This is a genomic window from Streptomyces sp. AcH 505 (genome assembly GCF_000818175.1).
Lineage (GTDB): Bacteria > Actinomycetota > Actinomycetes > Streptomycetales > Streptomycetaceae > Streptomyces.
Map to the genome: position 1 here is coordinate 5,695,140 of NZ_JTIY01000001.1, position 20,873 is coordinate 5,716,012.

Here is a 20,873-nt window from a genome sequence, read left to right on the forward strand (position 1 = left end):
GAGGTACGCGCGGCGGCCGAAGTGCGCGCGGCGGCCGAGCGGGTCGCCGAGGCCTGCCGGGTCCTCGGCCGGTTGGGGCTCACCCGCGAACCGGCCGGACACATCAGCATGCTGCTCGCGGACGGGACCGTCGCGCTGAAGGCCCGCGGTCCCGCCGAGTCGGGGCTGCGGTTCGCCGGCGCCGACGACGTGGTGGTGGTCGACAGGGGCGGCACGCTGCTCTCCGGCGCTCCCGGTCTCACCGCGCCCCAGGAGCTGGCCATCCATCTGGCCGTGTACCGGGCGCGCCCCGACGTCACCAGTGTGGCGCACGTCCATCCCACGATGCCGGTCCTGTTCAGCGTCTGCGACGTGCCGCTGCTGCCGGTGACCGGCGCCTACGACCCGTACGCCCTGCGGCTGCTGGCCGACGGGGTGCCGACCTTCGACCGCAGTGTGCTGGTGACGACCCCTGAGCTGGGCGACGAACTGGCGGCCGTGCTGGGGGCGGGCTCGGTGTGTCTGATGCGCGGCCACGGTGTGACGGCGGTGGGGGCGAGCCCCGAGGAGGCGGCTCTCAATGTCATCAAACTCAGCGAGCTGGCCGAACTGAACTTCCAGGCCAGGCAGCTCGGCGAGCCGAGGCGGATCGACGAGGCCGAACGCGCCGCGATCGTCGGCACCGGACGTACCCGCCCCGAGCTGATCGCCTCGGCGTGGCGCTTCTACCTGCGGCTCGTGTCCGAGCAGCCGGAGGGGAGTTGAGATGGCCGACACCGTACTGACCGGGGACCGGCCGAGCCACGAGCACGGTCGTCACCACGAGGACCACAGCCACAGCCACGATCACAGCCACCACAGTCACGATCACGGCCATGACCATGGCGTGGAGATCCAGGCCGACGACCCGGACCATCCGCTGTGGGCCCGCGACCAGATCGTGCTGACCAGCGTCGGGATCGACATCGGCTCGGCCACCAGTCAACTGCTCTTCTCCCGGATCACCCTGCGCCGGCTCGGACGCGAACTGTCCAGTGCCTTCGCCGTCGTCGACCGGGAGACGGTCCACGAGTCGGCCGTCACGCTCACCCCGTACGCCGAAGGGCTGCGCATCGACGAGACGGCGCTGCGGGCCGTCGTGGACGAGGCGTTCGAGCAGGCCGGCATCTCGCCCGACGAGGTCGACACCGGCGCCGTCATCCTGACCGGCGAGGCGACCCGCCGGCACAACGCCCGCGCCATCGCCGACATGTTCGCCGCCGCCAGCGGACGCTTCATCTGCGCGACGGCCGGACACGGCATGGAGGCCGTGCTCGCGGCGCACGGCTCGGGGGCCGTGGCCAGGAGCCGGGAGGGCGCCGCCCGGGTGCTCAACATCGACATCGGCGGTGGTACGGCCAAACTGTCGGTGTGCGACTCCGGGACCGTACGGTCCACCGCAGCGCTGCATCTGGGCGCGCGGCTCGTCGTGGTCGACGCGGAGAACCGGATCGTCCGGCTGGAGCCCGCGGGCGCCCGGCTGGCCGCCGTGCTCGGTCTTGACTGGCGGCTGGGGGACCGGGCCGAGCCGGCCGAACTGGCCAGGCTCGCCGCGCTGATGGCGGACACGGTCGTCGCCACCGTCGGCGGTACGCGTGACCCGGCCGAAGGGCTGGACTGGCTCGTGCTCACCGAACCGCTGACGGAACGCGGCCCCTACGACGCCGTACTGTTCTCCGGCGGCGTCGCGGAGTACGTGTACGGCCGTGAGGCGGAGGAGTTCGGCGACCTCGGGCCGCTGCTCGGGCGGGCGCTGGTCGAGCGGTTCGCGCTGCTGCCGGGGCCCGTCGAGGACAGCCGCCGGGCGATCAGAGCCACCGTGCTCGGTGCTTCCCAGTACACCGTCCAGGTCAGTGGCAACACCCTGCACATCAGTGATCCCGGGTTGCTTCCGCTGCACAATCTGCGGGTGGTACGTCCCGCCGTCGAGCTGCCGGACACGGTGGACGCGGGGGCGGTGGCCGCCGCGATCGAACGGCATCTGGACGGCGCTGAGTTCGCGGCCGACGACGCGCTGGTCTTCGGGTTCACCTGGAGCGGACTGCCGAGCTTCCCCCGGCTCGACGCCTTCGTCGAAGGCATCCGGCGCGGCCTGGCCGACCGGATCAGCCGCGGACTGCCGTTGTGTCTGCTCTTCGAGGGGGACATCGCGCGCACCGTCGGTGGGATCCTCGTCGACCAGGGAGTCACCGCACCGGTCATCTCCGTCGACGGTATCGCCGTCACCGAGTTCGACTTCGTGGACATCGGGGCCGTACTGACCAAGTCCGGTACGGTGCCCGTCTCGCTCAAGTCGCTGGTGTTCTCGCTGTGACCGGCGCCCTGGCACCCGCCGGACCACCACCGGGCCGGCCTCCGCCGACCGGCCCGGCGTTACCCGCTCACCATCCCGGCTCAGGCCGTCTCGTTGAGCGCGTCCCGCACGGAAGCCTGGGCCTGCACCATCATGGGGGCGATCTCCCTCGCCTGCTCGATGTTCTCCAGCCGGGTGTTCGGTACCGCTACGGCGATCGCCGCCAGCGGGTAGCCGATGAGATCGTAGATCGCCATTCCCACGGCGCAGATACTGCTCTCGCCCTCGCCGAAGTTCACCGCGAAACCCGTGTCACGGATCTCGTCCAGCTCGGACTGCAACTCGCCCCACGTCGAGATGGAGTTCGGTGTGCGGGTGTCCAACTGCCGGGTCGGGTAGCGCCGTCCCAGGTCGCTGCCCGGCAGCGCCGCCAGAATCGCCTTGCCGCCGGCCGTGCAGTGCGCCGGCAGGACGATTCCGGTACGGGAGGCGACACGGACGGCACGTGAGCCCTCCACGCAGTCGATGAAGCGGACGGAATCGCCTTCCAGCAGCAGCAGGCTGACCGTCTCCTGGGTGTCCTCGCTGAGTTGTTCCAGCACCGGTCTCGCCGCGTGCCGGATGTCCACCCGGCCGATGGCCGCGAGGCCTATCTCCAGCAGGGCGCGGCCCGGACGGTAGACACCGTTGGGCTTGTCCTGGGTCACGAAGCCCTGCCGGCGCAGCGCGGTCAACAGGCGGTGTGCGGTGGAGCGGGCGACATCGAGGTCGTCGGCGGCCTCGGCCACACGCAGTGCCCGGCGCTCACCGATCAGATGCAGCAAACGCAAGGCGTTGTCGACCGATGACAGCCCCGACTGCGGTGGGTACGAGGCGGGCTGGTGGGGTTCATCGTGCGTTGTGTTCTTCATACCGGAATAGTAGCGCCATCTCTTTCAAGGCGCGGAATAATCACTAAGGTTGGGCTATGACATTCGTGTCGAATCATCGTGAGCTCCCTGTGCTCGTCCTGGGTGGTGGCCCCGTCGGTGTCACAGCGGCCTGGGCCCTGGCCAGGGCCGGCGTGCGAGTGCGTGTGATCGAGCGTGATCCGGTGCCGCGCACCGACTGGCGGGCCTCGACGTTCCATCCGCCGACCCTCGAACTGCTCGACGAGCTGGGCCTGTCGGCGCAGATGCACGCCGAGGGGCTCACGGTGCCGCGCTACCAGTACCGCGACCGCAAGGAGGGTCTGGTCGCCGAGTTCGACTTCACACTGCTCAAGGACGAGACGAAGTACCCGCACCGCCTCCAGCTCAACCAGCAGCACCTGGTGCGGATGCTCGTCGAGCGACTGGTGGACGAACCCAACGTCACACTGCACTACGGCATCGAGGCCACCGCGATCCGGGTCACCGAGGACGGTGTCGCGGTCGAAGGGCACAGCGCCGCGGGGCCCGAGACACTGCACGGCAGCTTCCTGATCGCAGCCGACGGCGCCAGCTCCACCGCACGGGGTCTGCTGGGCGTGCCGTTCGAGGGGTTCACCTACCCCGAGCGGTTCCTGATCGCCAGCACCACCGCCGACTTCCGCGCCCTGATCCCGGACATCGCCGACGTCAACTACGTCGCCGACCCCGAGGAATGGCTCTTCCTGCTGCGCACGGCCGAGTCCTGGCGCGCGGTCTACCCCGTCCCGCAGGGGCAGAGTTACGAGCAGGCGACCGACGCCGCCGAGATGCAGAGCAGGCTCCAGGGCATCGCGCCGCTGGCGGCCGGCTACGAGATCGGTGACTACCAGATCTACCACGTGCACCAGCGGGTGGCGGGCGCGTTCGTGTCGGGTCCCTGCGCGCTCATCGGCGACGCGGCGCACATCAACAGCCCCCTCGGCGGGGTGGGACTCAACAGCGGCATCCACGACGCGGTCGACCTCGCCCGCCGGCTGGCCCGGATCCTGCTCGAAGGCGCCGACGAGGACGCCGAGCTGGCCACCTTCGACGCGGTGCGCCGCCGGGTCGCCGTCGAATACGTACAGGCCGACACCCGGCGCAACACCGAGCGGATCAGCGAGCGCGACGAGGCCAAACGGCAGGCCAACCACGCCGAACTGCGGGCCGTCGCCGCCGACACCGACCGGGCGCGCGCCTGGTGCAGGCGCGCCTCGCTGCTCGAATCGGTCGCCCGGTTCGGCATCGGCCTGCCGCCGCAGGACGTCCGCAGCCGTATCGAGGCCGCACCGGCCTCCACCGCGTGAGGGGCAGGAGAACCCATGACTTCCGACACCACCACATCAGCAGGCCGCACCGACGAGGAGTCCCGGCTCGCCGCCTTCTACTCCGACCTGGCCTCCGTCGATCTGTATCCGCTCTGGACGATCACCCGTGATCTGCTGCCCCCCACCCCCCGGCCGCGTGCGGTGCCCTGGCTCTGGAACGCCCAGGTCCTCGGCGAACTCGCCGAGCGCGCGCTCGCGTTGGTGCCGGTGGAGCGGGGCGGTGAGCGGCGCGTGCTGAGCCTCGGCAATCCCGGCCTCGGCGGACTGCCGTACGCGGCGGGGACGCTGTGGGGCGCCATCCAGTGCCTCGGCCGGGGCGAGACGGCCCCGGCCCACCGGCACACCCCCGGCGCCATCCGCTTCATCCTCTCCGGTGACGGCGTCGCCACCACCGTGGACGGCGACGTGTGCGACATGCACCCCGGTGACCTGGTGCTCACCCCGTCGTGGAACTGGCACGACCACAGCAGCACCAGCGACGGGCCGATGCTCTGGTTCGACGGGCTCGACCTGCCGATGATCGAGGCGCTCGACGCGGTGTTCTTCGAGCCGTACCCCGACTTCCGCCAGCCCGACGTGACACCGCACAACCGCTCGGAGACCCTGGCGGGTCCCGGACCCCGCTTCGTCAGCGGCGCGGTGCGCGACGTCGTCGCCGTCGACCACTCGCCCCTGCTGGTCTACCGGTGGCAGGACACCGACAGGGAGCTGTCCCGGCTCGCAGCCGAGAGCGGAGAGCCGCTGGTCAGCCTGGAGTTCGTCAGCCCCGCCACCGGGGCCAGCGTGCTGCCGACGATGAACTGCGCCATGCACCGGCTGGTCCCCGGCGCCCGCACCCTGCCGGTGCGCCGCACCGGCAACGCCGTCTACGTCGTCCACCGCGGCGCCGGCTCCTCGGTGATCGAGGGCCGCCGCTTCGACTGGTCGCAGGGCGACATGTTCGTCGTGCCGTCCTGGGCGGCCGCCGAACACAACAGCGGTCCCGGCGCCGACCTGTTCAGCATCGGCGACAGCCCGGTGCTGCGCGCGCTCGGCATCTACCGCGAACTGGCCCTCGACACACCCCAGCAGGTGACCGGCGTCTTCACCCCGGCGACCCTCGACGACTCGGTGACACCATGAAACTGGCCATATTCGACGACAACCGCCTCGGCGCCGTCACCGGCGACCATCTGGTGGACATCACCGACGCGCTGCCCTGGGCGCACGAGCCCGACCCGCTGCTGGCCGGCTGGTGGCGCGCGCTGTGCCGGGACTACGCCTCCCTCGCCCCCGACCTCGCGGCGGCGGCCGGGAAGGGCCCTGAACTCCCGCTGGACTCCGTGACCTTGGCCGCGCCGGTGCTCGGCCCCACGAAGATCATCGCCTCGGCCAGCAACTACCGGGGCCATGTCGAGGAGATGCACGCCGTTCAGCAGCGCACCCTGGGCGGGGTCGAGTCCTGGATGATGAACTTCGACGTCTTCCTCAAGGCGCCCTCCTCGATCACCGGTCCCGCCGGCACCGTCGTCCTGCCCCGCGCCGTGCTCGGCGAGGGCAGCGAGATCCACCACGAGTCGGAACTGGTCGTGGTGATCGGCACGGGCGGCAAGGACATCGCGGAACAGGACGCGCTGAACCATGTGCTGGGCTACACGATCGGGCTCGACATCACCGTACGCAGCGCCGCCGATCGCTCCCGGCGCAAGAGCTACGACACCTTCAGCCCGCTCGGCCCCTGGCTGACCACGCGTGACGAGGCCGGCGACCCCGCCGACTTCGACATCCTGCTCACCTGCAACGGCGAGCAGCGGCAGAGCGTCAACACCTCCGCACTCATCACATCGGTGCCGCGCATCGTCTCGTACGCGTCCCGGATGATGACACTGAACCCCGGGGACGTCATCTTCACCGGCGCGCCTCCCGGAGTCGGGCCCATCGTGCCCGGTGACGTACTGAACGCCTCGATCAGCCGGCTCGGCGCGATGACACTCGCTGTCCGCGCGGAGACCGGCACCGCACCCCAATGAGGTATCTCCACACCGAGAACAGGTGAAGGCAATGTCGATGTCGATGAAGGTCAGAATCACCCTGCCCGCCGCCATGGTGCTGCTGGCCGTGAGTGCCTGTTCGAGCGGCTCGGACAGCGACTCGGCCGACGGCGCGGCAGGCGCTGTGCCCGCCGCGGGCAAGTCCGTGGCGCCCGGGTGCCCCGACCCGGCCGGCACCCTGGCGAAGGCCGCCAAGAAGGAAGGCCAGGTGGTCATGACCGGCACACCTGACGGCAGTGTGCGTACGGACGTGCCCAAGGCGTTCGCCCAGACCTACGGGGTCAAGGTCAACTACATCGGCGGCCGCAACAGCGACATCGCGGCCAAACTCCAGGCGGAGCGCAAGGCGGGCATCTACTCCCACGACGTGTTCGGCGGCGGCGGGAACACCATGTCGACCACCTACTACGCGCAGGACTGGCTCGGCGATCTGAAGACGGCCCTCGACCCCGGCCTGCTCACCGCGGCCAACTGGCGCGACGGCAAGCCCAAATGGGTCGACCCCGAGCAGAGCAAGATCCTCCAGCTCTCCAACTACGTGGACTCCGGGGTGGTCGTCAACACCAGCCTGGTCAAGGACGGCGACCTGACGACTTATCAGGACATGCTCGACCCCAAGTGGAAGGGGAAGATCGTCGTCGACGACCCGCGCTCCAACGGCGGCGCCATCTACGACGTGGGCGCCTTCAAGCAGGCGTACGGCGACTCCTTCCTCAAGTCCCTCTACGTCGACCAGAAGCCGACGCTCCTCACCGACCAGCGCCAGGAGCTGGACGACATCGCCCGCGGCAAGTACGCCTTCGGGATGTCGCTGCAGAACGCGGAGACCGAGAGCGCGCTCGCCGAGGGGCTGCCGCTCAAGCAGATCAAGCTCACCGGCGCGCCGCCCGTGACCACCGGCGGGTCCAGCCTGCTCGCGCTCGACAACAAGGCACCGCACCCGAACGCCGCCAAACTGCTCGTCAACTGGCTGGTGTGCAAGGACGGCAACAAGGTCTGGATGGACGCGCTCCAGGTGCCCAGCATGCGCGCCGACGTGCCGGCCGCCGGTGATCTCGGGGCCTCCGTCCCCGACAAGGGCGGCGAGTACTACGACAGTTACGGCTGGAACGTCCTGACGAAGGACGTCAAGCAGCTGCAGAAGACCATGGTCGGCCTGCTCGGCCCGCAGTAGGCCCGCCCCAACAGGTCCCGCACAGCAATCGGTCCCGCACAGCACCGGAGGTTCTCATGGCAGAGCGGCGGCCCGTCCGGCCTCCCACCGCGTACGCGCGCTGGGCCGGGGGCCAGGGCATCGACATCGTCCCCGGCTTCCACATCCCCGATCTGCGCGCGGTACCGCTCAAGCCCTGGCCGATGACGGGCGGCGACGGCTGTTTCATCAACCACGACGACAGCGACCGCAGCAACGACTGCTACGTGTCGCGGATCCCGCCCGGCGGGAACCTGCACCGGGTGCGCCATCTCCACGAGGTCATGACCTATGTCCTGGCCGGCCGGGGGAGCACCACGGTGTGGGGACCCGACGGCGCGGAGCAGAGCTTCGAATGGCAGCGGGGCGCGCTCTTCGCCGTCCCGCTGAACGTCCCGTACCAGCACTTCAACAGCAGCGGCGACCAGCCCGCGACGCTGCTCTCGGTGACCAACGCGCCCGTCGTCATCAACCTGTTCGACGAGGACGAGTTCGTCTTCAACTGCCCCTACGACTTCCCCGCCCGCTTCACCGGGGCCGCGGGCTACTTCAGCGGCGCCGGCACCCTGACCGGCCGGATGTGGGAGACCAACTTCGTCCCCGACGTACGGGACTTCCCGCTCGTCGACTACCGGGCGCGCGGCGCCGGCGGCACCAACGTCCAGTTCAAGCTGGCCAGGAACACCATGATGGCGCATGTCTCGGAGTTCCCCGTCGGCACCTACAAGAAGGCACACCGCCATGCGCCCGGCGCCCACGTCGTCATCCTCGGCGGCACCGGCTACAGCCTGATGTGGCGGGAGGGCGAGCCGATCCGGCGCTACGACTGGGCGGAGGGATCGCTCGTCATTCCGCCCGGCGAGACGTTCCACCAGCACTTCAACACCGGCGCCACCCCGGCCCGTTACCTCGCGTTGCGCCATCTCAACGCGCGCAGGGACCCGGCGACAGGGCTGCCGATGTCCTCGATCAGCACCCGGCTCGGCGGTGACCAGATCGACTACGAGGACGAGGACCCGCAGGTGCGCCGGATGTACCGCGACGCGTGCGCCGCGAACGGCATCGAGTCGCGGATGGCCGAGTTCCACGGTTCACGGGAGGACTGACAGATGACAACAGCCGGCCAGGCCAGGGAGACGTTCTACGACAGCTGGATGCGCAAGGAGGGCCTGCCCGTCCACCGCGGCTACGGCATGCCCGACGTCCGCACCCTGGAGCGCGCCGACTGGGCGCGTACCGGCGGCAGGGCCGCCTTCGTCCAGCTGCACGGCATGGAGGGCTTCACCGGCATGCAGATCGGTGAGATCGCCCCGCGCGCCTCGCTGGAGCGCCAGCGCCATCTGCACCAGCAGTTCGTCACCATCCTGTCCGGCCGGGGCACGGCCGACGTGTGGCTGCCCGGCGACACCCGGCGCACCAGCTTCGAGTGGCAGCGCGGCAGCTTCTTCGCGATCCCGCTCAACTGCTCGTACGTGCTGCACAACACCGGGTCCGAACCGGTGCTGTACATGGCGGTCAACGACGCCCCGATGGTGCTGGACCTGTTCCACAACGAGGACTTCGTCTTCGCCAACGACTACCGGTTCACCGACCGGTTCGCACCCGGGGACGGGTACTACTCCGACAGCAAGCGGTACGAGAACTACTTCGGCGGGATCGCGGAGACCAACTTCATCGCCGACATCAACGAGATCGTCCTCGACTCCCTCGGCGTCAAGGGCAGCGGTGTCGACGCGACCGTCTTCGAGATGGCGGGCAACACCGTCGCCGCGCACATCACCTCCTGGCCGGTGGGCCGCTACCACAAGGCCCACCACCATCTGGGCGGCGCGGTGCTGTTCGGACTCCGGTCGGAGGGCTATGTGCTCATCTGGCCGCAGGAGGCGGGCAGCAGACCGTACGAGTCCGGCAACGGCGACCGGGTGGTGCGGGTGGAATGGGGCGAGGCCTCCGTCTACAGCCCGCCCAGCAAGTGGTACCACCAGCACTTCAACACCGGGCCCGGCACCGCGCGGCAACTGGCCTTCCGCGGCGGGGTCAAACACCCCACCGGGATCCGCAGGGCCGGCAACCCCATCGTCGGCGGCCGTCCCGGGGTGCTCGTCAGTGTGCGCGAGGGCGGCAGCCTGCTGCCGTACGGCGACGAGGACCCGCAGATCCGGCGCGACTACCTCGAAGCGCTGGCCGCGCGCGGCGTCACGCCCGACATGCCGGACGAGCTCTACGCGCCGACGCCCTGATCAGGAGTGGCCCCGGTACGCCAGCTCACTCGCCAGCAGCGCGGCGCCCACCACGCCCGCCCTCGGGCCGAGTTCGGACATGACGATGGGCAGGTTCCGGGTGGCGAGCGGGAGCGAGCGCTTGTACACGACGCTGCGGATCTCGGCCAGCAGCAGATGGCCGAGGCCGGAGAGCCCGCCACCGATCACGATCATCGACGGGTTCATGAAGCTGACCAGCGTGGCGAGCACCTGTCCCACCCGGTGGCCGCCGGTGCGGATCAGATTGACGCAGGCGGTGTCACCGCCCGCCGCGCACTCGGCGACATCGACGGCCGTCAGTGAGCCCTGGGCCGCCAGCCGGTCGGCGAGCGGCTGCGAACGGCCCTCCAGAGCGGCGGCGGTGGCGTCCCTGGCGAGCGCGACCCCGCCGAAGTACGCCTCAAGGCAGCCGGTGTTGCCGCAGGAGCACACCGGACCCGCCGACTCCGCCTCGACCTGGATATGGCCGATGTCACCGGCGCACCCCTCGGCGCCCCGGTAGATCCGGCCGTGGTGCTGCATGCCCGACCCGATGCCGCTGCCGATCTTCACGAACAGCAGATGGTCGACGGTGCGGGCCACCCCGCTGTGCTGTTCGCCGAGCGCCATCACATTGACGTCGTTGTCGACGACCACCGGGCAGTTGTGCTCCCGCGCCAGGGTGTCGCGTACCGGATAGCGGTTCCAGCCGACCATGATCGGCGGGGAGACCGGGATGCCCTCCCGGAAGCTGACGGGTCCGGGCAGCCCGATGCCGATGGCGTCGATCTCCGTGTAGTGGCCCTGGGCGCGCATTTTGTGCAGCAGCTCGCTGACCCGGGCCAGCGCGGCGACCGGGCCCAGGTGGATGATGTCGGCCGCCTCGGTGACGGCCGCGACAGGTTCGAGCCTGCCGTCGGTGATCTCGATGTCGATGGAGCTCGCGCCCAGATCGACGGCGGCGAACCTGACCCCGGGGTCGAGCTGGACCAGGGTGGAGCGCCGGCCGCCGCGCGAGGCGGCGGGTCCCGCCTCCAGCACCTTGCCCGCCGCGACCATCCGGTCGAGCTCGGCCAGCAGCCGTGGTCTCGGCACGTCGAGTTCGTTCGACAACTGGGCGCGGGAAAGCGGGCCGTTGTCCCGCAGCCGGCTCAATACGCGGTACTCGATGCTCACAGTCTCACTTCCTCCGCACACCCTCAGTTTCGGACACTGCGACGCTGTTTGTACGGCTGTTGCGAACTTTCCTCGATTTTGCCAAAAGTAGTGACGGTGATGACCAAAGGGCGCGCCGCCCCACCGGTACGGCGGGGCGGCGCGCCACCAGGTCAGCCGGCCAGGCCCCCCTTCACGGCCTTCGCGTCACGCGCCAGCGCGGCGCCCGCCGCGGCGTCCGGCACCAGGGCGGTGTCACTCGCCGAGGCGGCGATCGAGTCGAGCACGGCCCCGGCCTGGCTCAGCCGGCCGGCCTCGGCGTGCGCCCGCGCCTGGTCGAGCCGCAGCGTCAGCCGCTGCTGGCCCTGCGCGGTGACCAGTCCGTCGGTACGGAACTGGGCGATGAGCGTGCCCAGTTCGGCGAACGACGTGCTGGTGGTGAAGTGCACGGTCTTCGTCGTGGTGTTGCCCGCCGCGTCGCGCGCCGTGACCTTCAGGTCATGGCCGCCCAGCGGCAGCCGCCACAGCTGCACCTGCCGTCCCGAGGTGAGAGCGGCGCCGTCCAGCGTGCTGGTCGCCGTCGCCCCTCCGGAGACCGCGTCGGTGGTCGTGACCACCGGTGTGACGCGCTTGGAGTCTCCGTACGTGGCGTCGGCCTCGACACCCGCGACCGTCACCGTGGGACCCGTCTTGTCGATCCGGACGGCGAGCGTCCCGACCTCGGAGACATTGCCGCCGCTGTCGGTCGCCCGGTAGCGGACGGTGGTGTTGCCCTCGGTGGACAGCGTGACCGCGGCGTTCGCCGACAGCCAGGTCGTACCGCCGTTGACGGAGTACTGACGGCTGGCGACCGAACCGTTGTCGGTGGCCGCGACGTTCAGCGTCACATTGCCGGTGTACCAGCCGTTGCCGCCCGTGGGCGCCGCCGGGTTGAGCGTGGCGGTCACCTTCGGCGGTGTCTTGTCGGCGACACCCGCGCCCTGGAACGTCAGCGCGTCGAGTTCGACGCCGCCGCTGGAGGTGACGTAGAGCTGACCGCTGCCCGCCGGAGCGTTCGCCAGCGCGGTGGTGACCGTCTGCCAGCCCTCACCCGCCGGGACCGGGATGGTGGCGAAGGGCTCGGTCCGCGAGGAGTTCCAGTGCAGCGACAGGGTGCCGGCGCCGGACGTCCGGGTCTGTACGCCGGTGATGCCGGCGAACGAGACCGGGTCGTAGGCGATCCAGTCGTTGGCGTCGAAGGCGGTCACCTTGCGCTGGCCGGAGGCCGTGGCGTCGTCGGTGATCGTGACGCCCTCCGACAGGTCGTAGTGCTCGGCCTGCATCAGCGCCGGGTTGAGGATGACCTGTGCGTCACCGGTGGCCGGCGGCACGCCGCCCGCGCCCTTGTCGGTGTAGGTGATGCCGAGGACGCCGAAGACGTTCTCGGTGTCACCGTGTCCCGCGTCGGCGGGGGAGACGACGGCGCCGGAGCAGCCGGTGCCGCTGTTGACCGGGTGGCCGTGCTGGTTGTGGCCGAGACCGAAGGTCCAGGCGACCTTGGCGCAGTCGATGTTGGTGCCGTCCTCGGGGTCGTCGACCTTGACCCCGTACGGCACCGCGTCACCCCAGTTGAAGAAGCCGCCGTTGGGCGGCTGGGTGATCTCGACGGTCGGTGCGGTGTTGCCGACGGTGATCTGACGGCTCGTCAGGCCGAACTTGCCCTGCGGGTCGGTGACCTTCAGCCGGGCCTGGTACTGGCCGTTCTCGGCGTAGGTGCGGGTGGCGGTCGGTCCGGTCGCGTCGAACGTGCCGTCGCCGTCCAGGTCCCACTGGTAGGTGAGGGTGCCGTCCTCCGGGTCGGTCGACCCGGAGGCGTCGAAGGAGACGGCCAGCGGCGCCTGCCCGGAGGCCGGCTGTGCCTTGATCACCGCGGTGGGAGCCTTGTTGCCCTCGGCGTAGTCGATCCGGTAGAGACCCGCGTCGGGGTTCTGCCGGAAGAAGCCGTCGCCGTAGTCCAGTACGTACAGCGCGCCGTCCGGACCGAACTCCAGGTCCATCGGGTTGTCCCACGGCGGGATGCCGTTCTCGGACCGCTCGCTGTTGGGCAGGACGTTCTCCAGCTTGCTGACGGGTCCGTCCGGGCCTGCGAGGGTGAGCGCCGCGACGTAGTCCTGCGAGAACTCGCCGAGGAACGCCTTGCCGTCCCAGTACTCGGGGAACTTGCCCGGGGCCGGGTTGTCGGCGTCGTAGTGGTAGACGGGACCGCCCATCGGGGCCTGGCCGCCGGGACCGCCGGGGCCGCGGAACGCGGTCAGCTCGGGCCAGGGCTGGTCGGTGTCCTTGTCCCCGTACCAGAGGGTGGCGGGGCTCGCCGGCGGCAGCGTGGTCAGACCCGTGTTCCAGCGCGAGTCGTTGACCGGCGCCGCGCAGTCGAACTCGGGACCCGGGGTGAGGGTGGCGAAGTCGAAGTCCCGGTACGGGTGGGTGTTGTCACCCGTGCAGTACGGCCAGCCGCTGTTCAGCGGCTTGGTCGTGGTGTTCCACTCGACGTACCCCATGGGACCGCGGTTCGGGTCGGCGTTGCCGGCGTCCGGTCCGTAGTCGCCCCACATCACCGCGCCGGTGGCCTTGTCGACCGTCATCCGGTACGGGTTGCGCAGCCCCATCACGAAGATCTCGGGACGGGTCTTGGCGGTGCCGACCGGGAACAGGTTCCCGTCCGGGATCGTGTAACTGCCGTCGTCCTGCACGTGGATGCGCAGGATCTTGCCCTTGAGGTCGTTGCTGTTGCCCGAACCGCGGCGCTCGTCGAGGCCGGGGTTGTAGGTGGCGGCGTCGTTGATCGGGGTGTACCCGTTGACGTTGGGCCCCGAGGCCGGGGTGTTGCCACCGGTGGAGATGTACAGGTTGCCGTCGGCGTCGAAGTCCACGTCGCCCGCCACGTGGCAGCACTGGCCGCGGTTGGTGTTGACCCGGATGATCTCCTGGGCGGTGGTCAGGTCGAGCTTGTCACCGGTCCACTTGAAGCGGGTGAGGGTGTCGTAGCCCTCCCACTGCTTCCAGTACGAGTCGTCCTGGCCCGCGGGCAGCCGCTCGGGCGCGGAGCCCGTCGGTGTGTTCAGCGGCGGCGAGTAGTAGAGGTAGACCCACTTGTTGGTCGCGAAGTCGGGGTCCAGGGTGACGGTCTGGAGCCCCATCTCGGAGTTCTGGTAGACCTCGATGTGGTTGGCGATCTTGGTGACGCCGGTACCGGGGTCGGTGAGCCGCAGGTCGCCGTTGCGGGCGGTGTGCAGCACGCGGCTGTCCGGGAGGACGGCGAGGTCGATCGGCTCGCCCGTCTCCTTGGTCAGGGTGACCTTCTCGTAGTTCGCCCAGTCCAGGGCCGGGTCGGCTGCTGCCGCGTGCTCGACGCCGTTGTGCGCGGTGGCGGCGGGCGCGAGCGCCACACCGCCCAACGCGGGCAACGCCGCCAGCAGGACGCCTGTGACGAGGCGTCTCAGGGTACGGTGCACGATGATGCTCTCCTTGGTCGCTGGCGGTTCAGGAGGGTGTGCGGCCGGGCCCGGTCCACCGCCCGCACCGTGGCTGCGGTGCGGAATCACGGCGGGCCGAGCCCGGCTGACGTGCTTGTGCTGTGCTGTGCGGGGTGGTGGTGTGCGGGGGCGGATCGCCCGGACTAGCCGAGCAGTTCCTTCAGACCGGCGAAGCTGCGCTCGGCCGCACCGAGCGAACCCGGCGGGTTGGGCTGGGTGTTGACGGCGTTGTCCTGCTCCCAGACGCCGAAGTGGCTGCCACGGGCGCCGATCTCCCGGACGAAGCGCTCGTACGGCATGTCGCCCGCGCCGAACTCGACCATGCTGTAGCCGTCGCCGGCCGACGGGTTCGACGTGCCGTCCTTCATGTGGAACAGCGGGTAGCGGTAGGGCTGGTTGCGCACGTAGGCGGCCGGGTCGAAGCCGGGGAACCGGTACTTGCCGACGAAGGCCCAGTACACGTCCATCTCCAGATAGACGTGGCGCGGGTCGGTGTTCCTGAGGAACACGTCGTACAGCCGGACCGACGGCTGGTCGGTGGCGAAGCCGAACTCGCCCGCGTGGTTGTGCTGGTAGAGCTTGAGGCCACGGGCGGTGGCGGCGGCGCCCCAGGTGTTGAACTCCTCGGCGGCCGCGAGGTAGCCGGCGACCGTGTTGCTGTTCGACGGGGCGTTGGCGGTGCCGACGTGCGGCATGCCGAGGATCTCGGCCGCGTCGAGTTCCGCCTGGATGTTGCTGCGGAAGTTCCCGATGCCGACGTGACTGCCCACCGCGCGCAGCCCGTTGTCGTCGAGGATCTGTCTTATCTCCTGGAGGGTGATCTGGCGGCCCAGGATGGAGGTGTTCTGGGTGTACCCGGCGAACTCGATCTCCGTGTAGCCGATTCTGGCCAGTTCGGTCAGGACGACGGCGAAGCCGAGTGAGGTGACTTTGTCGCGGACGCTGTAGAGCTGGAGCCCGATGCGGTCCTTGGGGATGGACAGGATGCTCGGCGCGGCCGACGCCGAGGATGCCGTGGCCACACCGCCGACGACCGAGGCGGCGGCGAGTGCCACCGTGGTGCCCGCTGTGGCCCGCAGGAAGTCCCTGCGATCGAAGGACTTGTTCAGATTACCCACGGTAACTCCTGGCTGGTGGGGTGACGAGAGACGGAAGGGGCGCTGTGCGCGCTACCGGTACGTCAGGTGCGGGGAACACCTGGGCCACTAGAGGTCGGAGTCACCGGCCGCGCGGGCGTCGGCCCGTGCGGTGGCGGCGCGGGCCGCTGCCTTCTCGGCGAGGTCGCCGCCGCGGTCCTGGGGTGCCAGGCGGGCGGAGCGGGCGGCCGAGGGCGCGACGGGGGCGGTCTCGCCGGTGACGGCGCCGCGGATCCGGGCCAGCGAACCGACCTGGAGCACCGGGCTGTTCCCGGTGGCGCTGAGGGCGCCGCGGACGATCGCGTTGTCCAGTACGGCGGTTGCCGTGTTGTCACTGACCGTCAGATTGCCACCGAGGTAGGTGGCGCCCTCGCAGGTGCTGAGCGGGCCGTTGCCGCCGAGCTGGAGGTTGTCCGCGTTGTTCTTGTAGACCGTGGCGCCTTCGACCTCGCTGGCGCACAGGACGCCGCCCAGCGAGTTGTCACTGACCGTCAGACCCTTGACGGTGGAGTCGTAGACGTCGGTGTAGAGGTTCCCTTCACCGGTGAGCGCCCCGCTGAGGGTGCTGCCCGAGACGTACAGCTCACCGTCGGAAGCGGTGACGGCGGCGAGCTTGGAGTCCACCGCGTACACGAAGCCCTCGGTCGCGGTCACGGCCTTGGCCGTGGTGTCCTGCAGATGGGCGCCGAAGGCCGACGTGGTGGTCAGCGCGCCCTTGACGGTGCTGTTGTCGAGGTCCAGATAGCCGTTGTCGGCCACCGTGACCGCGCCGTTGAAGGTGACGCCGGAGCCGACGAGGTCGGCGCCGGCCTCCACCCGCACCGTGCCCTTGACCTTGGTGCCGGTCAGTGTGCACGACTGCCCGGCCGGCACGACCAGGTCACCGCCCACGGTCACGGCGCCACCGTCTCCCACACAGGTGGTGTAGAGCGCCGCCTGGGCGGATCCGGCGAAGGCCACCAGCCCGCCGGACGCCACCAACGAGGCCGTGACAACGAGCGTACGGATCTTCATATCGCTTCCCTCCTGCTGCGATCACAGCCGCGACGATCGCGCGGCTGAGTGCCCCGTGGATACGGGGGTGCTGCGGGGCTGCCTGAGCAAGCGGCCGCCGACGCGGCGGCCGTGACGCCTCGGATCGGACTACGGCCCGACCAGTGGGGGGAGTGATGGTTCCGCCTCCGCTTGTAACGGGGGCGAAACACTTGCCTGGTTGGGCCGAGACACTAGGGCGCGGCAGGAGGGCTGTCCAGAGGTTTGGAACGAATCTCTAAAACTTTCTCATGATCCGTCAAAAGGTTTTGAGCGGGATCCATTTGTGCGACCAGGCCCTGATGGCCTCCATGACCGGTTCGAGGTCGAGCCCCTTCTGCGTGAGGTGGTACTCGACCTGGACGGGGGACGACGGCAGTACCCGACGCTCGATCAGACCCTCGTCCTCCAGGGTGTGCAGTCTTTGCGCGAGCATCGTGTCGCTCAGCCCCGGCACCGCGGCCTTGATCTGTGCGTACCGGTGCTGGTCCGTGGCGACGGCCCGCAGGATCGCGCCGCTCCAGCGGGCGCCGATCAGCTCGATCGCCGCGTGGTAGCGCGTGCAGACAGGGTGCAGTTCACTCATGGGTCGCCGCCTACCTCGTCAGGAGACCGGGGCCGGGCGCAGCGGGTGCAGCGTCGCCGACACCCTCAGCAGCTCGTCGAACATGGCCTTGGTCGATGTGGTCATGATCTCGCTCGGCACGACAGTACCGTCGTCGTCGATGAACTGGTTGACGAACGGGACGGCGACGGCCTCCACGACCGGGGTCATCTTGAGCGCCGTCACCACCGACTTGAGCTGCTGCACGGCGCGCGTTCCCGCGGCGATGCCGCCGTAGCTGACGAACGCCACGGGCTTGTACTGCCACTCGTTGTGCAGGAAGTCGAGGGCGTTCTTCAGCGCCGCGCTGTAGCCGTGGTTGTACTCCGGCATCACGAACGCGAACGCGTCGGCGGCCGCGACCCGGGCGCTCCAGTCGCGCGTGTGCTGCTGCGTGTACGCCCCCAGCCGGGGGTGTCCCGGCTCGTCCATGAACGGCAGGTTCAGCTCGGCGAGGTCGACCAGGTCGACCTCGGAGAAGCCGCCGTGCGCCGTGGCGGCGCTCTCGATCCACCGGCCGACCGGCAGCCCGACCCGGCCGGGGCGGTTGCTGCCGATGATGATCATGAGCTTGGTCATGCGGATGTCTCCTCGGTGCGTGCGTCTGAGTCGCCTCAACGTATCAGTATTTCTTAGTAGCTAAGAATATCTTAGCGCTGCGGGTGATGTGCGAGCGATCACAGCCGGTGGCGGCTACCATCGGAGAACAAGATCGAGAGGTGACTCGTCTCACAGGCGGCACGGCGGTCCGCGGCACATGGGCGATCAGCGGCTGGGCAGGCGCTCCCCCGGAGATGCCCGGTGCGGGCGCCTTCACCGCTGACCTCACAGCTGATCTCACGGCTGATTCGGGATGGAGAACCCACGGTGCTGATGGCTCACCCCGCGATACTTCGCAACCTTGTCGAGCAGTACGAGGCGCTGCAGATCCGGCACGCGGACGAAGGCTCGATCGAGACGCTCCGCCGGCTGGAGGACGTGACGTACACGCTGTGCGTCTCGACCGGCACCCAGACCGTCGAGGCGGCCCTGGCCGTCGCCGAGCAGCAGCTGACCAACGCGCTCGCCGAGACCGTCCCCGTGGCACCAGGCCGCGCGGGTACGGGCGTCGTGGACGACGAGGTGCGGCTCACCGCTTGACGTGGTGCCGCGCCCGCAGCAGGAGGAGGACGGATCGCGAGTCCCGGTGGTGCCGACACCTACGCCGTGTGGAACAGCGCTCCCTACGCGGCGCTGGTGGTGGACGCGGCGGGCACGGTACGACTCGCGAACGACCTCGCGCTCGCCCTCTTCCCCGGCGCGGGACCCGGTGCCCGGCTCACCGACGTCGTACCCCGCTGGCTCACGCTCGCCCATCAGGACCCGCTGCCCGACACGGTACGAGGACGGGTCGGCGCCCGCGCCTTCGAGGCGCGTCCCACCCGCGGACCCGACGGCGACGTCGTCTGGTGGCTGGCCGAGGCGCCCGGCGACGCCGGGCTGCGCGAGGCGCGGGAAGCGCTGCGGACCGAGCGCAGGCGCACCGCCTTCCTGACCGAGGCGTCGAACGCCCTGCTGTCCTCCCTGAACGCCGAACGGTGCGCGGACACCACGGCCCGGCTCGCCGCCGGACATCTGGCCGACGCCGCGCTCGTGGTCGCACCGCCCGCCGGACGCGGACTGCCGGTGACCCGCTGCACCCGGGGCGGCGCCCCGGTACGCGGACAGCAGACCGCCGAGCCCGCCGAGATGCCCGGCCTCGCCGAGGCGCTGGGCGGATTCCCGCCCGTCCCGTCCCGCTGGATCGACCCCGCCCATGTCCCCGACTGGGTGGTGCCGGAAGGATTCGGCCCGGTCGGCTCGATCGTGGTCGCCCCGCTGCCGGGACAGGGCGGCCCGGCCGGCGCCCTGATCCTCCTGCGGTACTCGACGACGGAGTCGTTCACCGACGACGAGGAGATCATCGTCCGGCTGTTCGCCGCCCGGGCCGGCGCCGCGCTCTACGCGGCGCGGATGTACCTGGACCAGGCCGCCATCACCGAGACGCTCATGGCGGAGCTGCTGCCGCCCTCGCTCGACCAGGTCGCCGGCGTCGAACTCGCCGCCGGATACCGGGCGGCGGGCGACGCCGAGCGCGTCGGCGGCGACTTCTACGACGTACACCCCACAGGCCCGGTCGCGCCGGACGCGGGCGCGGTCCCGAGCGGTGAGTACCTGGTGGTCCTCGGCGACGTGTGCGGCAAGGGACTTGAGGCGGCCGTACTGACCGGCAAGATCCGCAACACCCTCCACGCGCTGGTCCCGATGGCCGACGACCACCCGCGGATGCTCCGGCTGCTCAACGGGGCGCTGCTCAACTCCCGGAGCGCCCGTTTCGCCACCCTGGTGATGGCCTCGACCAGGCGCGAGGGCAGTCACGTACGGCTGCGGCTCACCAGCGCCGGCCACCCGGCGCCGCTGATCGTGCGCTCCGACGGCCGGGTGGAGGAGGCGGCGACCCGCGGCACCCTCGTGGGCGCGCTGCCCGAGATCGAGGCGCACACCGTGGAGACGAGCCTCGCACCGGGCGAGACCTGTGTGCTGTACACCGACGGCATCACCGAAGCCAGGGGAGGCCCGCTGGGCGGCGAGCTGTTCGGCGACGACAGGCTGCGCGGCGTCCTGGCCGAATGCGCGGGACTGCCCGGGGGCGCCCTGGTGGAACGGGTACAGATGCTCGCGTCCCAGTGGGTGTCCGGCGGCCGGCACGACGACATGGCGATCGTCGCCGTCACCGCCCCGCGCACCAACCACCTCAGCGCCGTCGGCGGCCACGGCCCGGGCAGGTTCACCCCATGACGGCCCCTTCGACGCCCCCCTCGACACCGCCGCTCGACCGCCTGCGGGAGCGCCTGTGGGAGGCGGTCCGCGGCGGCGACGAGGAAGCGGCGATCGACGCCGTGTCCGGCGCGCTGGACACCGGGACCGACCCGGAGAGCCTGCTGCTCGACGTCATCGGCTACACACAGCGGAAAATCGGTGACGAGTGGGCCGGTGCCCGGATGACCGTCGCCGAGGAGCACGCGGCGACCGCCATCAACGAGCGCGCCGTCGACGCCGCGGCACACCACCCCGCAGCCCGCCGTCCGCGCACCCGTGGCCGGATCGCCGTGGCCTGTGTGGACGGCGAGTGGCACGCGCTGCCCGCGCGGCTGCTCGCCGAGGTGCTGCGGCTGCGCGGCTGGCACGTCGACTACCTCGGCACGCAGGTGCCGGCGCCCCAACTCGTCGCACATGTGCACCGCACGGGCCCCGACGTCGTGGCCCTGTCCAGCTCGATCGCCACCCGGCTGCCCGCGGCGCACACGGCCATCACCGCGTGTCAGGGGGCGGGGGTGCCGGTCCTGGTCGGCGGCGCTGCCTTCGGCCACGACGGCCGGTACGCG

18 protein-coding genes are annotated in these 20,873 nt (G+C 70.4%); 11 read left to right on the forward strand and 7 right to left on the reverse strand.

Going from position 1 to position 20,873, the window contains the following annotated elements:
• Positions 1-744: class II aldolase/adducin family protein (locus HY68_RS25560; protein ID WP_052457179.1), on the forward strand; the 744-nt coding region annotated here is incomplete at its 5' end.
• 1 nt (position 745) lies between these two features.
• Positions 746-2,332, forward strand: a complete 1,587-nt coding sequence (locus HY68_RS25565) for an ethanolamine ammonia-lyase reactivating factor EutA (RefSeq protein ID WP_041992808.1) — start codon at positions 746-748, stop codon at positions 2,330-2,332.
• A gap of 80 nt (positions 2,333-2,412) precedes the next feature.
• On the opposite strand, the gene HY68_RS25570 is transcribed toward HY68_RS25565, so the two are convergent.
• The gene (locus HY68_RS25570; protein WP_041992811.1) at positions 2,413-3,222 is read right to left on the reverse strand and encodes an IclR family transcriptional regulator; all 810 of its coding nucleotides are present in this window, start codon (positions 3,220-3,222) and stop codon (positions 2,413-2,415) included.
• 56 nt (positions 3,223-3,278) lie between these two features.
• Between HY68_RS25570 and HY68_RS25575 the strand changes: the two genes are divergently transcribed.
• The 6 genes from HY68_RS25575 to HY68_RS25600 are packed head-to-tail and all read left to right on the forward strand — an operon-like array spanning position 3,279 to position 10,030.
• Entirely contained in the window at positions 3,279-4,547 is a 1,269-nt protein-coding gene (locus tag HY68_RS25575; RefSeq protein ID WP_052457180.1) for an NAD(P)/FAD-dependent oxidoreductase, read from the forward strand.
• A 15-nt stretch (positions 4,548-4,562) separates the two neighbouring features.
• Positions 4,563-5,690 carry a cupin domain-containing protein gene (locus tag HY68_RS25580; protein WP_041992814.1) on the forward strand — a complete coding sequence of 376 codons (1,128 nt, stop codon included), beginning with the start codon at positions 4,563-4,565 and terminating at the stop codon, positions 5,688-5,690.
• A complete protein-coding gene (locus tag HY68_RS25585) occupies positions 5,687-6,577 on the forward strand; it encodes a fumarylacetoacetate hydrolase family protein (RefSeq protein ID WP_041992817.1) in 891 nt (296 codons plus the stop codon). Before HY68_RS25580 ends, HY68_RS25585 begins: the two co-directional genes overlap by 4 nt.
• A gap of 31 nt (positions 6,578-6,608) precedes the next feature.
• Positions 6,609-7,772 carry an extracellular solute-binding protein gene (locus HY68_RS25590; RefSeq protein WP_041992819.1) on the forward strand — a complete coding sequence of 388 codons (1,164 nt, stop codon included), beginning with the start codon at positions 6,609-6,611 and terminating at the stop codon, positions 7,770-7,772.
• A gap of 56 nt (positions 7,773-7,828) precedes the next feature.
• Complete coding sequence (locus HY68_RS25595; protein ID WP_041992823.1) at positions 7,829-8,896, forward strand: cupin domain-containing protein; 1,068 nt, start codon at positions 7,829-7,831, stop codon at positions 8,894-8,896.
• A 3-nt stretch (positions 8,897-8,899) separates the two neighbouring features.
• Positions 8,900-10,030 carry a hypothetical protein gene (locus tag HY68_RS25600; protein ID WP_041992825.1) on the forward strand — a complete coding sequence of 377 codons (1,131 nt, stop codon included), beginning with the start codon at positions 8,900-8,902 and terminating at the stop codon, positions 10,028-10,030.
• Here the strand turns inward: HY68_RS25600 and HY68_RS25605 are convergent, their stop codons facing one another.
• The 6 genes from HY68_RS25605 to HY68_RS25630 form a co-directional block, all read right to left on the reverse strand.
• Entirely contained in the window at positions 10,031-11,206 is a 1,176-nt protein-coding gene (locus HY68_RS25605; protein ID WP_078863781.1) for an ROK family transcriptional regulator, read from the reverse strand.
• Positions 11,207-11,358: 152 nt separating this feature from the next.
• Entirely contained in the window at positions 11,359-14,676 is a 3,318-nt protein-coding gene (locus tag HY68_RS25610; RefSeq protein ID WP_241778678.1) for a PQQ-dependent sugar dehydrogenase, read from the reverse strand.
• A 164-nt stretch (positions 14,677-14,840) separates the two neighbouring features.
• On the reverse strand, positions 14,841-15,815 hold the full coding sequence (locus HY68_RS25615) for a sugar phosphate isomerase/epimerase (RefSeq protein ID WP_078863782.1): 975 nt from the start codon (positions 15,813-15,815) through the stop codon (positions 14,841-14,843).
• Between the two features lie 87 nt (positions 15,816-15,902).
• Positions 15,903-16,847 carry a hypothetical protein gene (locus HY68_RS25620; protein ID WP_041992830.1) on the reverse strand — a complete coding sequence of 315 codons (945 nt, stop codon included), beginning with the start codon at positions 16,845-16,847 and terminating at the stop codon, positions 15,903-15,905.
• Positions 16,848-17,124: 277 nt separating this feature from the next.
• Positions 17,125-17,451 carry a helix-turn-helix domain-containing protein gene (locus HY68_RS25625; protein ID WP_041992833.1) on the reverse strand — a complete coding sequence of 109 codons (327 nt, stop codon included), beginning with the start codon at positions 17,449-17,451 and terminating at the stop codon, positions 17,125-17,127.
• Between the two features lie 18 nt (positions 17,452-17,469).
• Positions 17,470-18,048: an NAD(P)H-dependent oxidoreductase gene (locus HY68_RS25630; protein WP_041992835.1), complete on the reverse strand. Its 579-nt coding sequence runs from the start codon at positions 18,046-18,048 to the stop codon at positions 17,470-17,472.
• Between the two features lie 288 nt (positions 18,049-18,336).
• Here HY68_RS25630 and HY68_RS25635 point away from each other — a divergent pair, with 288 nt between their 5' ends.
• From HY68_RS25635 to HY68_RS25645, 3 genes are all read left to right on the forward strand, one after another.
• The gene (locus tag HY68_RS25635) at positions 18,337-18,609 is read left to right on the forward strand and encodes a DUF5133 domain-containing protein (protein ID WP_041992838.1); all 273 of its coding nucleotides are present in this window, start codon (positions 18,337-18,339) and stop codon (positions 18,607-18,609) included.
• Between the two features lie 66 nt (positions 18,610-18,675).
• Positions 18,676-20,286, forward strand: a complete 1,611-nt coding sequence (locus HY68_RS25640) for a SpoIIE family protein phosphatase (RefSeq protein WP_241778679.1) — start codon at positions 18,676-18,678, stop codon at positions 20,284-20,286.
• Positions 20,283-20,873: cobalamin B12-binding domain-containing protein (locus HY68_RS25645; protein ID WP_041992845.1), on the forward strand; the 591-nt coding region annotated here is incomplete at its 3' end. The genes HY68_RS25640 and HY68_RS25645, both read left to right, overlap by 4 nt.